A 14,360-nucleotide genomic window follows, 5' to 3' on the forward strand; every position below is an offset into this window, starting at 1 on the left:
GTTTTACCTTTCGCCAGCATGATCTGAGTCTTCCAGAGCGCCGAACTGAGGAAGCATTCGGCGGTGGGTCTTAACGACCTGTCACGAACGTAGCGGGTTGGTGTCCGCTTTCCCTGGTCAACCTGGCTTGCAGAATGTTCTCTACAAGCCCCGTCCTTTAGGGCGGGGTAGTTGACTATCACGGCAGGTTTTCGCGCCAGCGTTTGACCTTCACCTGTTTTTTTACGGCTTCCAGAACTTCCTGAATCATCTCGGTCAGCGCCTGGTTGGCCTGGTGCCCCATGGGCGCTGATTCGCTGTTTGGCAACACAGCTGCCACCAAGTCATCAATAAAGGCGTGATTGGCGCTTGAGGCCAGGTCTTCCAGAATTTGATGAACAATGTTAGCGACAACATCCCCCACCGAGTCTTCCAGGGTGCGGGCGATGGTTCCACCAACCACCGGTAACAGCTTCAAACGCGACAGTTCGATGTTTTGCTGCAGAGCGTGGTCAACCCGAGCTTCCAGATAGTTGCGCAGGGCACCGCGATTTGGCACGTAGCTTTCCGCGGCGGCTTTTGCAACCCGGGCAGACAGCCAGTTACTGATCATTTGCCGTCGCGGATACAGCACCTGCTGCTGAATTCGGTTCACCAGCGGAGAACCCCGGCCGGCTTCGTACTGAATGCCACTGACGACTTTTAACACGATACGGTCTGAAAGCTCTTCCATGAACGCTTCGTAATAGAAGTTGATGAACTGATAAGCCCGATACTGGGTAATATCAATGATGCCGTAGCGGTGCAACCGGTGCACAATCGAGATCACTCGCAGCAAGCGTAAAATACGGAAGCCGCCAACCGGTATACAGCCCACCAGGTCGTACCAGTGAATGAATGGGTAGAAGTACCAGCGGCCGTATTCGCGGGTTTTCACCGCGTGACCCCAGCGGACAAAAAATTCCGTCAGAAAGACGGCTACAAACAGTAGGTCGTAAAAAATAAAGTTTTCGTGAATTGGCTGATAAGCCGCTTGCAGTGCCGGGAAGATTTCTTTCAAGGTATTTTGAATGGCGACAAAGCTGTAAATCGAATCCCAGATGATGAAGGCCATATTTACCATCAACAGGCCCAGCATCAGAAAATCCAGCAGAAACCAGATAAACTCATGGCTGGATCCGAGTTTTTGACGGTTTATATTCAACATAATGAAAGAGGTCCGGCTGGTAACTTGTGAGCGTTTTAAAGAGGGTTGCCCGCCAAGGTTAGCGCATTTTAGGTGGCTGAACGACTCTTGTCAGCAGTGGGTAAGCTACACTGCGGCATCTCAAAAAATTCAGGCGCGCCAGGTTGCACAGACTCCCGGCGGCTTAAGAACAGAATTCACTCCATGGCATCACAAACAATTCTGGCCGGCCTGCGGCGCACCGGGCTTGCAATGCTCGCACTGGTTGGCGTGTCAATGCCAGCTCTGGGCCAGCAGGTGAAAGTACAGGTGCAGGGCGATTATCCGCAATTGCAGGATAACGCCGAAGCGTTTATTGGCGATGTGGAAGGGCGCAGCGCGAGTAATCTGCGGCGTTATGCCTCTACCGCGGTAAGTCAGGTCAGCGAAGCGCTGCAGGCACTGGGTTATTACAACCCAGAGATCAGCTGGAAGCTAGAGCCGGGCGATGCCGATGCCGATGCCGACGCTGACGCTGACGCTGACAATCAGCCACGCCTGCTTCTAACCATTGTGCCCGGTGAACCGGTGCGAGTAAAAACACGGCAAGTCGATATTAGCGGGCCGGGGGCAGAAGACTCCAAATTTAGTGGCAACCTGCCGGCCAAGCCGGCGTTGGGCGACGTGCTCAATCATGGCGATTACGACGCCCTGCGCAATACTTTTCCTACCCGCGCCCGCCGCCGCGGTTATTTTGACGGCAAACTGACCACCCATGCACTGACCGTAAACCCGCAAATCCTCGAAGCTGACATTGCTCTAGCGTATGACAGCGGTGAGCGCTATCGCCTGGGCGAGGTTGCCTTTGCCGAAGGCCACTGGTTTGAGTTAGAACTTCTAGACAAGTTTGTCAGTTTTGAGCCGGGCACCCCCTATCACGCCGATGAAATTGCCAAGCTAAGCAGCGACCTGTCCGCAAGCGGTTATTTTGCCGGGGTTAATATTAACGCCGTGCCAGAGAGTGCGGAAGACGGCGTCATTCCGGTGCAGGTTGAGCTCACCCGTCGGGAACGTCGCTCGTTGTCTGCCGGCGTGGGTTTTTCGACCGACGTAGGGCCGCGTTTCCGTGGTAACTGGCGCGAGCACTGGGTAAACCCGCAGGGCCACAGTCGTGGTGCCGACACCGAACTCGCGCAGCTGCGGCAAAGCGTCAGCGCCTGGCATGAAATCCCGCTGGACCCGCCAATGACCGACCGCCTGCGTTTCGGTGGCGGTTTGCAGCGTGAAGACATCGAAGATGTTCAATCGGAGCTGGCCACCTTGGGTATGCAATGGCAACACCGATTTGAAACCGACTGGCTCCAGATTTTATCGCTGCGCTGGGAGGGCGAGCGCTATACCATCGGTAACGATGACGAATCCGATACCAGTAGCCTGCTGTTGCCAGGCGCGGGTTATTCCCGGCTGGCTCAAGACTCGGCGCTGGATCCTTCGCAAGGCTACAACCTGCGCTTTGACATCAGCGGTGCCCACAGTGCCTTGCTGTCTACCGCCGACATCCTGCACATTAAGGCTTCCGCCAAGGGCCTGACCACCCTGGCGTACAAGCATCGTTTTCTGGCGCGTTTCCAGATCGGCGGGCTAGGCACCAACAGCTTCACGGATGTGCCACCGTCGTTACGATTTTTTGCCGGTGGTGACCAGAGCGTGCGCGGCTACGGCTATGAAACCCTGTCACCACTAAATGATAGTGGTGCCACCGAAGGCGGGCGCTACCTGATTGCTGGCAGTGCTGAGTACCAGTACGAGTTTGTAAACAATTGGCGTGCTGTGCTGTTTGTCGACCACGGTAATGCCGTTAATGATTTGCTTGATCCGCTGGCCACCGGAGCCGGCGTTGGTGTGCGCTGGATAAGTCCGGTAGGGCCGCTGCGGCTGGATCTTGCCAAGGGCCTGAACCCGGAATTCGGCGGTGACTGGCGCATACACTTTTCCATGGGGCCGGAATTGTGAGTACAGAACAGAATCAAAAACAGCAACAGCCGCCGCCGGCTAAGTCCGCAGCCACGAAAAAACCGCGGCGCCGTGGCTGGTGGTTCTGGGTGCTTATTGTTACTGCCATCGTACTGCTCTTGCCGCTTTTGCTTTTGACTTTTATGCTGCTCGCGCTGCGCTCGGAAACCGGCACGGCTTGGGTTATTGAGCAGATCCCGGGGCTGGAAGTGCAAGCCGGGCAGGGCTCTTTGTTGGACCGCTGGCAGGCCACATCTTTAAGCTGGCGCGGTTATGGCGTTGATTTGCAATTGCAGGCGCCGGATTTGCAGTGGTCGCCGCAGTGCTTGCTGCAAAAGCGGCTGTGTGTGGACCATCTACGGGCGCAAACCATAGAGCTGAACCTGCAGCCGTCTGCCGACGAAAACGATGGCGCCAGGTCTGACATTCAACTGCCCGACATCGGTCTGCCGTTGGGTATTCGCGCAGACCAGATTCGCCTGGGCGAGTTTTTTGTTAACGGCAACAAAATCTGGGACACGGTAGAGCTGGATGCCGGCGGCGCCGGTGAAAGCTGGCTGATAGACCGGGCGTTTTATCAGCGTGACGACGTTCAGGTAACCGCATCCGGGCGGGTTCAAACCCGTGGTGACTGGCCGGTTGACCTGAACCTCAGTGCCGTATTGCCGCCGCCCTCAGGGGATCGCTGGAAAATAGATCTGGCTTTGGCGGGCAGCGTGCGCGACCTGCGCGTTAGCGGTAGCAGTCAGGGCTACCTCGACGCAATTCTTGAAGGCAGTGTCGAGCCACTGCAGGCAGACCTGCCTGCTAGCCTGAACATTCGTTCCGATACTTTTTTGGCAGCTCCGTCTTTACCATCAACGCTCACGCTGAACAGCCTGAAACTGGCGTTGCAGGGTTCTTTAGCCGACGGTTTCGAAACCAGCGCCCAGGCTACTTTGCCCGGCATCACTGGCCCGGTTGAACTTAACCTGGCTGGAAAAGTGACCACCCAGGGCGCCGACAATATTGAGCTGACATTGGCTGCAGACAACGCCGGGCGCGACGGAACCCTGGCGCTGACCGGCAGCGCAGCCTGGCTGCCTGAGTTGGCCGCCGATGCCAATCTGACCATGAACGCCTTTCCCTGGTACACCTTGCTGCCCGATATGCAGGAACCTCCGGTCAACATCGATACCTTGAAGCTGCGGGCAAACTGGCAAGACCAACGCTATACCGCCACGTTGGCGGCCACTGCCGGTGAGGCCAGTCTGGAGTCGCAACTTGAGGGCGATCTGCAGCAACTGACTATTTCCCGCTTACAGGTGCAAACCGGCGCCGGCAACTTAATGGGTAATGCCAACGTTGGTCTGGCGCAGCCGCTATCGTGGCAGGCTACGCTGGAGATGCAGAAATTCAACCCGGGTTATTGGGTGCCGCAATTGCAGGCCAGTCTGGATGGCAGCATCCGTTCCAGTGGCCAGTGGCCAGAATCGGCCAGCATGCCAGAGATGTCCGCAGACGTAGATCTTGCCGGCCTGTGGCGTGGGCAAACCACCCGTATAAAGGTTAAAGCCAGTGCCGCAGACGGGCTATGGCAGGTGTCTCAATTAAATGCCGCTATTGGTGACAACACCTTGGCTGGCAAAGGGCAGTGGGGCCAGCAGTTACAAGCCCAGCTGGACCTGGATTTGCCTGAGCCAGAAGCGATTCTGGAAAGTCTGCGCGGGCAGGCCCGCGCCCGTTTAACGGTAAAAGGCACGGTGCAGCAGCCCCAGGCAGATATCCGTATTTCAGCAACGGCTTTGGCCTGGGAAGACCAGCTGCAACTCGCGGGCGTGGAACTCAGCGCTAACCTTGATGCGGCGGGCGCAATCCGCAGCCGGCTTCAAGCCCGAGGCATTGAAGCCGGTGGCCAGACCGTTGAGCAGCTGGACGCAACGCTGGATGGCACGCGCCAGAAACATAAGCTGGTTCTGGACATGATTCACCGCGAGGTTGAAGTTCGCCTGGCGCTGGCGGGTGCGGCGGGTGAGCAGTGGCAACAATGGCAAGGCGAGCTCAGGCGCGGTGAGGTGCTGGTAACCGGGCAGGACCAACGCTGGCAGCTGCGCCAGCCCGCAGCCCTGTTTTTCAAGGCCGCGACAGGAAGCACCGAGCCGCAACTAACCTTTGCCGAACATTGCTGGCAGTGGCAACAAAGCGCCTTGTGCGCCGGCGACCAGACCCTGCTGCCGGTGGCAGATGTTGAATACCGCATCATTAACTTGCCGGCGAAGGCGCTGGCGCCATTGTTGCCGGAAAATCTGCGCTGGCAGGCCAATATCAATGGCAGCATCGATTTTTCCATGGGCGCCGGAGGCCCCAGCGGCGCGATAGAGCTGGATGCCGGCGCGGGTGACTTCGAAATTCTGCTGGATGGCGACTGGAAAACCTTGCGCCACAGCGCATTGTCTACCCGCTTAACGTTGCAGCCGTCTGAGGCGCAGTTAATGTTGGCGTTGGCCGGGCCAAAACTGGGATCGCTAAAAGCAGACCTGAGTATTGACCCGGCTGCGTCCGAGCGCACCCTTAGCGGCGACTTCCAGCTCAGCGGTATGGACATCGCGCTGTTGGGCATTTTCACTGGGCTGGAAGAGGTAGCCGGCCAGATTAACGGCCGGGGTGAGCTGTCTGGCCCGCTAATGCGGCCCGCGGTGAATGGCGAATTAACTCTGTCTGACGGCCGGGTGATTGACCCACGCCTGCCCCTGGCCATGGAGCAAATCAACGTCACCGTTGAAATGCTGGGCTACAACGCCAATATTAACGGTTTGATTCGAGCCAATGAGCGCAGCGAACTGGCGCTTCAGGGCGAGCTTGACTGGCAAAGCGACCTGCCCAGCGGCAGCGTGTCTTTGCGCGGCGAACGCCTGCCCATCAACATTGAGCCTTACGCCGAGCTGGAAGTAGCGCCGGACTTGACCATCGCCTTTACCCGCGGTGAATTGTCGGTGAACGGCAGCATAGACGTGCCTCGCGGCGCTATCGAAATCCGCGGGCCGCCGCCGCGGGCAGTATCGGTGTCTGATGACGAAGTGATTGTGGGGGTTGAAAAACCCGAGCCGGTGATTCGCTCGTTGATGATGGACGTGGTGGTGAACGTAGGCAGCCCCGATGATAAGGTCACGTTTGCGGCGTTCGGCGCTACGGGCGACCTTAGCGGTACCCTGCGGATTGGCAACAATATGGATACCCGCGGTACCTTGCGGCTCAACAACGGTCGCTTTGAAGCCTATGGCCAGGATTTGACCCTGCGTAAAGCCCGGCTGCTGTTTGTAGGCAACCTGAGTCAGCCTTATCTGGAACTGGAAGCCGTGCGCACGGTAGGAACGGTCGTCGCCGGGCTGCGCCTGAAGGGCCCGGTGCAGTCGCCTGAGACCGAAGTGTTCTCCAGCCCGGAGATGCCACAAACCGATGCGCTGTCGTACCTGATTCTGGGTCGGGCCCCGCAAAGCCAGCAGGACGACGGCCAAATGAGTCGCGCAGCGCTGTCATTGGGTCTGAACCAAGCCAACAAGATAACGGGCGCGTTGGGCGCAGAGTTTGGCATTCGTGATTTGACCCTTGAAGCCGAGGGCAGCGGCGACCAGACCGCGGTGGTGGCCAGCGGTTATCTGACCGACGAACTCAGCATCCGTTACGGCGTGGGCATTTTTGAGCCGGTGACCACGGTGGCGTTAAGGTACGATTTAGGGCGCTATTTCTATCTCGAGGCCGCCAGTGGTCTGGCGGCCTCGCTGGACATTTTTTATACCCGAGATTTTTGAAGTATGGTTAACGCACGGCTAAGGCTCCGCGTTTAGTCTGGCCATTTTCAGGCGACAGGCTTCGTCTACAAAATGGCGGAATATACGGCGGTGGCCGTTGTGGTAAAGCAGATACTCTGGGTGCCATTGCACCCCCATTAGCCACTGGCCACGGGTATTTTCGATGGCCTGCACGAACAGATCGTTATCCACCGCCACTACGCGCAGGTCTTGCCCCAGTCTTTTAATGGTTTGGCTGTGAATACGATTTGCACCGATAACCGGCGCCCGCATGATCTGGCTCAGGCGAGTGTGATCCACCACCTTCACGGTTTGCAGGGGCAATAGCAGCGGGCGATGGCGTGTGTTCTGCCGCAGTGGGGTCACGTTTTGGCACAGGGAGCCGCCGCGATGCACATTAATCAACTGTGCGCCGCGGCAAATTCCCAGCACCGGCAGGTTCAGGGTTTCCGCTTCTATCAGCAGGCTAACGTTCACCCTGGCACCGGGGCGTATGTAATGGGTGCGCGCACCTTGCATGCGCAGCGCCAGCGTAATCAGCCGCTGGGCCGGTTCGCGTCGGCGCGGTCCACTGATGCCAATGGTCAGCTCGGCCGCGGCGCGCCGTTCAGCAGATTGGCGACTTCGCGCACCAGCGCTTCATAGCTTAAACCCGAAAGCTCGATTTCTACACCAACCCGGCGCTCTGCTCCGCTGGCAGTGTGGGTTACAGAGGGAATTTTGCAGACGTTCTTTTGCGTCATTATTACACCCTTCACTCAGTTTTCAGCGCTGCAAGCGCGGCCTGTAACGACAGAATTACCATAGCATATTAGGTGCCTGACTCTGGTAACCGAGCAAGTGGGGAAAATGCCATAAACAGGGTTTACACTGGATAAAACACTGTATATAGTCAAACCACTGTATAAACAAACAGGGTATGTTATGACGCAGCGGATCCCAAATATGAAACTCACTGCCAGGCAGTCCCAAGTGCTGGATATCGTCCGCCGCTACCTGGATGAAACCGGGTATCCGCCCACCCGCGCCGAAATTGCAGCTGAGCTGGGTTTCCGCTCCGCCAATGCGGCAGAAGAGCATTTGCGGGCTTTGGCACGCAAAGGCGCTATTGAAATGGTGCCCGGCGCCAGCCGCGGTATTCGCCTGCCAGAAAGCGAGCAGGACCTGGGTTTGCCGGTGATTGGCCAAGTGGCAGCCGGTAGCCCGATTCTGGCTCAGGAGCACGTGGAAGACCACTGCACTTTAAAGCCCGGCTTTTTTTCGCCGGCGGCGGATTACCTGCTGCGAGTGCGTGGTATGAGCATGAAGAATATCGGCATTCTAGACGGTGACTTGCTGGCAGTACACAGCACTCAGGACGTTCACAACGGCCAGATTGTGGTGGCCAGGGTAGGTGATGAAGTAACCGTGAAGCGCTTCCGTAAAGAAGGTAACAAAGTGTATCTGGTGGCGGAAAACGATGACTTCGCGCCGATTGAAGTGGATCTGACCGAGCAGGATCTGTTCATTGAAGGGTTGGGCGTTGGCGTTATCCGCCGCTCAGATCTGCACTGATCCGTAGCGACAGTAAACCGACACAAAGAAGGGCGGGGAATCATGGAACAACTGAGCTTTAACGGCAATCTTGCATACCAGCAACAGATCGCAGCGCGAGTGGCAGAGCAGGCGCAGCCTGTGCGAGTTCAGCCCCGGCCAGCCCCGGTGTCTGCTGGTAACGTCACCGAAATCATCTTGCCCCAGGGTCAGGTGGAAAATTTTCAGCTGTTACTGCCAATGCTGACCCAGCTGAACCAGGAAAAGCGCTGGTTGGCATGGATTGACCCACCTCAAGAGCTGGTCAGAAAATGGCAAAAAATGCACGGTATTATTGCCGGTGAGCTGCTGGTTTTGCGTTCCAGCGCCGAGCATCCGGCGCGCAAGTTGGCAGAGCGGGCGCTCAGGGTGGGCACATGTCATGCGGTGGTGTTGTGGACCGAAAAGCTGAACAAAGCGTGTTTCGAGGCACTTCAGGCGGCATCCGCCGCGGGCAATAGCCACGGCGTCGTTTTGCGTCAGCGTTAATAGAGTCTTACGTCAGCGCTAAATAGAGTTCTGCGCTAGCGTTAATGCAGCGTCGGGCTGTGGGGCGCATCAAACCACTCAACGTCGCTGTCGCTGTCATTGCTATCCCAGTCCAGGTTCTGGGCGCTATCGCCCGCGGCGTCAATGCCTGCCGCAATCATGGCTTTGGCCACTTGCATCTGGCGGTCGTCCATCATGTCTTTGGCTTCTTCGGAAAAACTGATACGCACCAATGGCGCGCCGTCGTCGTCAACGCGGCGCAAGGCGTAATCGCCATTGCTGAGTTGAATAATTTCAAAAAACGATGGTGACATGATCCGAACCTTTATGTTCGCCAACGGGAAAGTGTACGCGGGGATGTTTTACCACTCGCTGTGTCTTGCTTCCACATCGGCTGAAAATTGCTTTATTGCGCTTAGGCTGGCTTGAACCGATGCCAGCGAACGGTCTGCGCCAACGGCCGCAGTGATGGCAATAATGTTGTCGTTGCTGACGGTTTTTTTTGCCGCAGGTGGCCGGTTCTGCGCGTCTCCAAGTTGCTCCAGATGGTTCCACCAACTGTCAGCGTTGGCTTGCAATGCCAGCAGTTGCTGAACTTCCGGCGCATCGGCTCCGATCAGCTTGCCCAGTTGGTCAATGCTCTGGGGTTGCCCTTTGCGTTGCTGATAGCACACTGCCAGCGTATAGAGCAGCAGCGTTCGCGATCGCAGCATCAGTTCAATGGCACCTTGTTTGCAGGCTTCCTGCTGTAAGGGCTGATTGCTGTTAACAGCAAGTCGTAACAATGTCTGCGCCAGTGCCAGTTTACCGGCAAGATGGGAATGCCACGCTGCTGCCATATACCCTCGCGACTGTTGTTGCTGTTAACGTTAGTGTAATTGGTGCTGTGAAATTCACGGGCACCGGAATTCGCTGAAACTTGAAATAAGCCGAGCATTATAACAGTTTCAAAGCCGCGTTGCCCGCTGTCTACTTCAGTTTTGAGAAGTTTGCCTGAACAATTAAAAGCCGCCTAAAAAATCGTAGCTGTGTCTTGAAACGTCCGTTCAAATCAAACAAAAAATACCTGAGATGTTTACCGGGATCAGGCCATGGCGATTCCCCGCGGTTGCCGTACGTCGTGCTGTGCGTCGCTAAGGTGTAATATGATTAAATATAAGCACGCTGGGCTTCGTACCCGGTTGCAGATCACTGAACAGGAGCAATGAACAATGGCCGCAGACCATCCTGCAATGGCACATCTGGACCAGCTTTTCGAGCACATGCAGCAGGCTCTGAAAGACCAGGACTGGGAGCCGGTTAAGGTCTTAAATATCGCACAAAACCTACAAGAGATTGCCTGGAATGTTGAAACCCAACACGGTGCTGGTGTTCAGTGAAACTGCTGACCGCTGCCGCGATAAACCCTTTGTGCCGGTAAACTGCGGCGCCATTCCTGCGGAACTGCTGGAGAGCGAGCTGTTTGGCCATGAAAAAGGCGCGTTCACCGGCGCGATAACCGCTCGTGTGGGTCGTTTTGAGTTGGCCGAAGGCGGCACCCTGTTTCTGGACGAAATAGGCGACATGCCGTTGAATATGCAAGTGAAGATTCTGCGGGTTTTGCAAAAGCGTACGTTCGAGCGGGTCGGGAGCACCCACACTAAATTTGCCAACGTGCGTATCATCGTCGCCACCCGTTGCCCCAATAGCGCCCATGGTATCAGCGGCCGTAAAAGTAGATGCAGAATCAACTACCGCGGATTCGCACGCAGTTGAGCTGGCTTCGCAGCCGGCAGTGTCCGACGCAGTTGGCACAGCGGGAGCCATGGCAAACCAGCAAGGTTCCCTGGGGACACTTGAAGGCGATCTGCGCCAGCAGGAATTCCGACTTATTATTCAGACTCTGCGCCAGGAGCGTGGTCGCCGTAACCGCGCCGCCGAGCAGTTGGGTATCAGCCCCCGCACCTTGCGCTACAAGCTTGCGCAGATCCGTGAGGCCGGTATTGATCTGGACTCGGAAATGGCTTTGGCCTGATTTAAGGGCCGCCGGTTTCCCTAACCGCTTTTTACGCAGTACTTCTTTTTTTCAGTACTATTCTTTATGTAGCACTCCTTCCTGGCACCCTTTTGGGTGCCTTTTTTGTTCGGCCGCAGGCTCCCCGATTCCCGTCAAAACTTCGACGCTTATCCGTTCCAACCTTTTGAAGTCCAGGTTTTGGCGCGTCAAGGAAAAGGTATATTACTGATTAAAAACACTTTAAAAAGTTGGTCTGGGCTTTGCTAAATCTTCGGTAACGAGACAGATAACCCAATTCCATCTGGGTAGCCCGCGCGAAGTAGGCGAAACCAACGGAACGGCAAGTTTTAGCTCTATGCTGGGGCAGGCTGTTGGCAATGTGGCGGATGCGCAGAAAACCGCGGGTGATCTGCGCACAGCCTACGACATGGGCGAGCCCAACGTGGATATTACCCGGGTAATGATTGCCGCGCAGAAATCATCGGTGTCGTTTGAGGCACTGACCCAGGTCTGTAACCGGGTCGTCAAAGCTTACGAAGACATCATGACCATGCCGGTATAACCGGCGCGTCTTATTTCAGAGCGTTTCAGAACGTTTCAGGATTTTGTTAGTCCATCAGATCAAGGTTTAACCGGAGAGCAGCATTCTTGACAGCAGCGGAATCGACTACAAAATGGACCCGCGCACAGGTGCACTCCTGGTGGTGGCCGATCAGGTATATAACGCACGCCTGAGGCTTGCGGCTGAAGGCGTTACCGACCAAAAAACCTTTGGCTTTGAATTGCTGAACCAGGACCGTGGCCTGGGTACCTCCCAATATATGGAAACCATCAGCTATCGCCGCGGCCCGGAAGGCGAGCTGGCGCGTACCATTGCCAGCATGCGCGGCGTGCGCAGCGCCCGGGTGCACCTTGCCATTCCGGAGCGTTCGGTGTTCATCCGCGATGCCCGCGAGCCGTCAGCCTCGGTGTTTCTGGAAGTGTTTGCCGGGCGCCGCCCGGAGCAGGAGTACATTGCTGCCATTGTTAATCTGGTGGCTGGCAGCGTGCCGATGATGACCAAGTCCGGTGTGACCGTGGTTGATCAGAATGGCAATCTGCTGACCGGCGCCGACGCTGAAACCGACACTGATCGCATGTCCGACCAGTACGACTACACCGACAGGGTGGAAGAACGCCTGAGCCGCCGGGTGTCGTCGCTGATTTCGCCGATTGTAGGGGCAGGCCGCTATCGCACCGAGGTGTCCGCAGATCTTGATTTCTCTTCGGTGGAACGAGCTGAAGAGTTGTTCAACCCGGAACAGCAGGCGGTGCGCAGCGAACGTCAGTTAACCGAAAGGCGCAGCGCTGGTGACGGCCCCATTGGCATTCCCGGAGCTCTGTCGAACCATGGCCAATCAGGACGACCTGCAGTACCAGTACCAGTACCTACCGAATTCGGTGCCGATCTGATAGGCTGGTGGGTTGGCCAGCATTTATGGTCGCTGTTCCGCATTGCCAGCTTTCTGATGGTAATCCCCATTTTTGGTACCCAGCTGGTGCCCGCGCGGGTGCGTCTGGGCCTAGCCCTGTTGATGACCATTATCGTGGTGCCGATGTAGTGGTGATTACCCTGCAGCAGATATTGATTGGTGTGGGGTTGGGCTTTGCGTCTATGGTGGATCTCGCCAACGGCGTGAACGTGGCGGTGCTGGCGCAAATCTACACCATCACCATCACCCTGTTGTTTCTGGCGATGAATGGCCACTTGGTGGCGTTTGAAGTGTTTATCGAGAGTTTTCGCACCTTGCCTATTGGCCTTGAAGGTTTAGGGCAGGCCGGTGTGTGGCAGTTGGCGCACCGTATCAGCTGGATGTTTGTATCAGCTATGCTGATGGCGCTGCCTGCGGTAACGGCGGTGTTGATTGTCAGTATTTCTTTTGGGGTGATGACCCGCGCCGCGCCGCAGATGAATATTTTCGCCCTTGGCTTCCCCATTGGCCTGGTACTGACCATCGCTATTCTGATTTTAGACGTGCGAACGGCAGATCTGCTGGCCATAGCCGAAGAGCCGACCGTACCGGCCATGGAGCATGTACTCTGGACCCTGGGTTGGAGCTTTTTTCTGTTGTCCTGTGCCACCATTATTATTGCTGTGATCGATGTGCCCTTCCAGATTTACGATCACCAGAAAAAGCTCAAAATGACCATGCAGGACGTGCCTACCGCTGACGTGGTCATCACCAGCCCGACCCACTACGCGGTGGCGCTGAAGTACGACCAGAACAACATGGGCGCGCCTATGGTGGTGGCCAAGGGCGGTGACGAACTGGCTTTCAAAATTATGGAAATTGCCCGCGAAAACAAAGTAGAGATTCTGCGCACACCGCCGTTGGCGCGGGCGGTGTATCACAACAGTGATATTGGTCAGGAAATACCAGACGGCCTGTACATGGCCATCGCCCAGGTGCTGGCCTATGTATTCCAGCTGCGCCAGTTCCGCAAAGGCCACGCCGACAAGCTCACCATGCCAAACTTCCCGATACCGTCGGATTTGCGACGTGACACCTGATGAGATAGAGGAAATTTATTGTGTCATTTGAAACCCTGATTTATACCGTCAAAGACGGCTACGCCGAGATTCGCTTCAATCGTCCCCATCGTTTAAACGCCGTTGTTGAGCAGTTTTACAAAGACTTATTGGCGGCGTTGAACCAGGCAGAAGCCGACCCTGAGGTCAGAGCCGTTTTATTAACGGGTGAAGGGCGCGCCTTTTGTGTTGGCGCCGATTTGAAAGAGCACGGTTCCGGCGAGCGCAGCCAGTATCAGCGCAGGCAATATCTGCAGTTGGGTAATGACGTTTGTGAAGCGATGTTTCGACTGAGTAAGCCGGTGGTTGCGGCCATTAACGGTTATGCATTAGGTGCGGGGGCCGAAATGGCCTGCTCCTGTGACTTCATATTTATGGGCGAGACGGCAAAAATCGGCTTTCCCGAAGTCAGCATTGGTACGTGTGTCGGCGGCGGTGTGACCAGTTTTCTGCCGCGTTTGGTTGGGTTAGCGAAAGCTCGTGAGCTGATCTTCACCGGCGTTAAAATCGACGGTCCCGAGGCTGAGCGTATTGGCCTGGCGACTCGTTCCGTGGCTGATGAAGCACTGCTTGATGAGGCAGAGGCGTTTATCAAACAGCTGGCCACTAAGGCGCCAATTTCCATGTCATTGGTCAAGAAGCTATTGAACAATGCCTCGCACGCGGATCTGGATGCGCAGCTTCAGCATGAGTTGGACGGCGTGCTTATGTGCACGACAACCCAGGACTGGCAGGAAGGTGTTGATGCCTTCGCTCAAAAACGCTCACCAGTCTTTAAGGGCTGCTAAT

General features: G+C 56.3%; 13 protein-coding genes and 3 pseudogenes. 11 read left to right on the forward strand and 5 right to left on the reverse strand.

Going from position 1 to position 14,360, the window contains the following annotated elements; genetic code table 11:
• Positions 1-178: 178 nt before the first annotated feature.
• Complete coding sequence (locus A3OI_RS0103275) at positions 179-1,186, reverse strand: hypothetical protein (RefSeq protein ID WP_018402909.1); 1,008 nt, start codon at positions 1,184-1,186, stop codon at positions 179-181.
• Positions 1,187-1,369: 183 nt separating this feature from the next.
• Between A3OI_RS0103275 and A3OI_RS0103280 the strand changes: the two genes are divergently transcribed.
• Positions 1,370-3,157, forward strand: coding sequence for an autotransporter assembly complex protein TamA (locus tag A3OI_RS0103280; protein WP_018402910.1), 1,788 nt, complete (start codon positions 1,370-1,372; stop codon positions 3,155-3,157).
• A complete protein-coding gene (locus tag A3OI_RS0103285) occupies positions 3,154-6,945 on the forward strand; it encodes a translocation/assembly module TamB domain-containing protein (RefSeq protein WP_018402911.1) in 3,792 nt (1,263 codons plus the stop codon). The genes A3OI_RS0103280 and A3OI_RS0103285 overlap by 4 nt, the downstream gene beginning before the upstream one ends.
• Positions 6,946-6,963: 18 nt before the next feature.
• Here A3OI_RS0103285 and A3OI_RS19215 read toward each other — a convergent pair whose 3' ends face one another.
• Positions 6,964-7,464 (reverse strand): gamma-glutamyl-gamma-aminobutyrate hydrolase family protein, encoded by a 501-nt coding sequence (locus A3OI_RS19215; protein WP_018402912.1) that lies wholly within the window; start codon positions 7,462-7,464, stop codon positions 6,964-6,966.
• 65 nt (positions 7,465-7,529) lie between these two features.
• Entirely contained in the window at positions 7,530-7,688 is a 159-nt protein-coding gene (locus A3OI_RS22550) for an amidoligase family protein (protein ID WP_018402913.1), read from the reverse strand.
• Positions 7,689-7,890: 202 nt separating this feature from the next.
• Between A3OI_RS22550 and lexA the strand changes: the two genes are divergently transcribed.
• Together lexA and A3OI_RS0103305 are read left to right on the forward strand one after the other, a co-directional pair.
• The gene (gene lexA, locus A3OI_RS0103300) at positions 7,891-8,499 is read left to right on the forward strand and encodes a transcriptional repressor LexA (protein WP_007348730.1); all 609 of its coding nucleotides are present in this window, start codon (positions 7,891-7,893) and stop codon (positions 8,497-8,499) included.
• Positions 8,500-8,541: 42 nt separating this feature from the next.
• Positions 8,542-9,006 (forward strand): cell division inhibitor SulA, encoded by a 465-nt coding sequence (locus A3OI_RS0103305; protein ID WP_018402914.1) that lies wholly within the window; start codon positions 8,542-8,544, stop codon positions 9,004-9,006.
• A 41-nt stretch (positions 9,007-9,047) separates the two neighbouring features.
• Here A3OI_RS0103305 and A3OI_RS0103310 read toward each other — a convergent pair whose 3' ends face one another.
• Positions 9,048-9,320 carry a hypothetical protein gene (locus A3OI_RS0103310; protein ID WP_018402915.1) on the reverse strand — a complete coding sequence of 91 codons (273 nt, stop codon included), beginning with the start codon at positions 9,318-9,320 and terminating at the stop codon, positions 9,048-9,050.
• A 48-nt stretch (positions 9,321-9,368) separates the two neighbouring features.
• The gene (locus A3OI_RS0103315) at positions 9,369-9,845 is read right to left on the reverse strand and encodes a DUF6586 family protein (RefSeq protein ID WP_018402916.1); all 477 of its coding nucleotides are present in this window, start codon (positions 9,843-9,845) and stop codon (positions 9,369-9,371) included.
• Positions 9,846-10,217: 372 nt separating this feature from the next.
• Between A3OI_RS0103315 and A3OI_RS23630 the strand changes: the two genes are divergently transcribed.
• From A3OI_RS23630 to A3OI_RS0103350, 7 genes and pseudogenes are all read left to right on the forward strand, one after another.
• The gene (locus tag A3OI_RS23630) at positions 10,218-10,385 is read left to right on the forward strand and encodes a hypothetical protein (protein WP_018402917.1); all 168 of its coding nucleotides are present in this window, start codon (positions 10,218-10,220) and stop codon (positions 10,383-10,385) included.
• A gap of 19 nt (positions 10,386-10,404) precedes the next feature.
• Positions 10,405-11,020: pseudogene (locus A3OI_RS24580) on the forward strand (sigma 54-interacting transcriptional regulator); the annotation flags it as partial.
• A 292-nt stretch (positions 11,021-11,312) separates the two neighbouring features.
• Positions 11,313-11,564, forward strand: a pseudogene (gene fliE, locus A3OI_RS19225) (flagellar hook-basal body complex protein FliE); the annotation flags it as partial.
• A gap of 76 nt (positions 11,565-11,640) precedes the next feature.
• Positions 11,641-12,429: pseudogene (gene fliF, locus A3OI_RS22555) on the forward strand (flagellar basal-body MS-ring/collar protein FliF); the annotation flags it as partial.
• A gap of 81 nt (positions 12,430-12,510) precedes the next feature.
• Positions 12,511-12,603 (forward strand): hypothetical protein, encoded by a 93-nt coding sequence (locus A3OI_RS24390; RefSeq protein ID WP_323806867.1) that lies wholly within the window; start codon positions 12,511-12,513, stop codon positions 12,601-12,603.
• The gene (locus tag A3OI_RS23635) at positions 12,603-13,553 is read left to right on the forward strand and encodes an EscU/YscU/HrcU family type III secretion system export apparatus switch protein (RefSeq protein ID WP_018402922.1); all 951 of its coding nucleotides are present in this window, start codon (positions 12,603-12,605) and stop codon (positions 13,551-13,553) included. Before A3OI_RS24390 ends, A3OI_RS23635 begins: the two co-directional genes overlap by 1 nt.
• 20 nt (positions 13,554-13,573) lie before the next feature.
• On the forward strand, positions 13,574-14,359 hold the full coding sequence (locus A3OI_RS0103350; protein WP_018402923.1) for an enoyl-CoA hydratase/isomerase family protein: 786 nt from the start codon (positions 13,574-13,576) through the stop codon (positions 14,357-14,359).
• Position 14,360 lies beyond the last annotated feature (1 nt).

Source organism: Marinobacter gelidimuriae (genome assembly GCF_000372805.1).
GTDB lineage: Bacteria > Pseudomonadota > Gammaproteobacteria > Pseudomonadales > Oleiphilaceae > Marinobacter > Marinobacter gelidimuriae.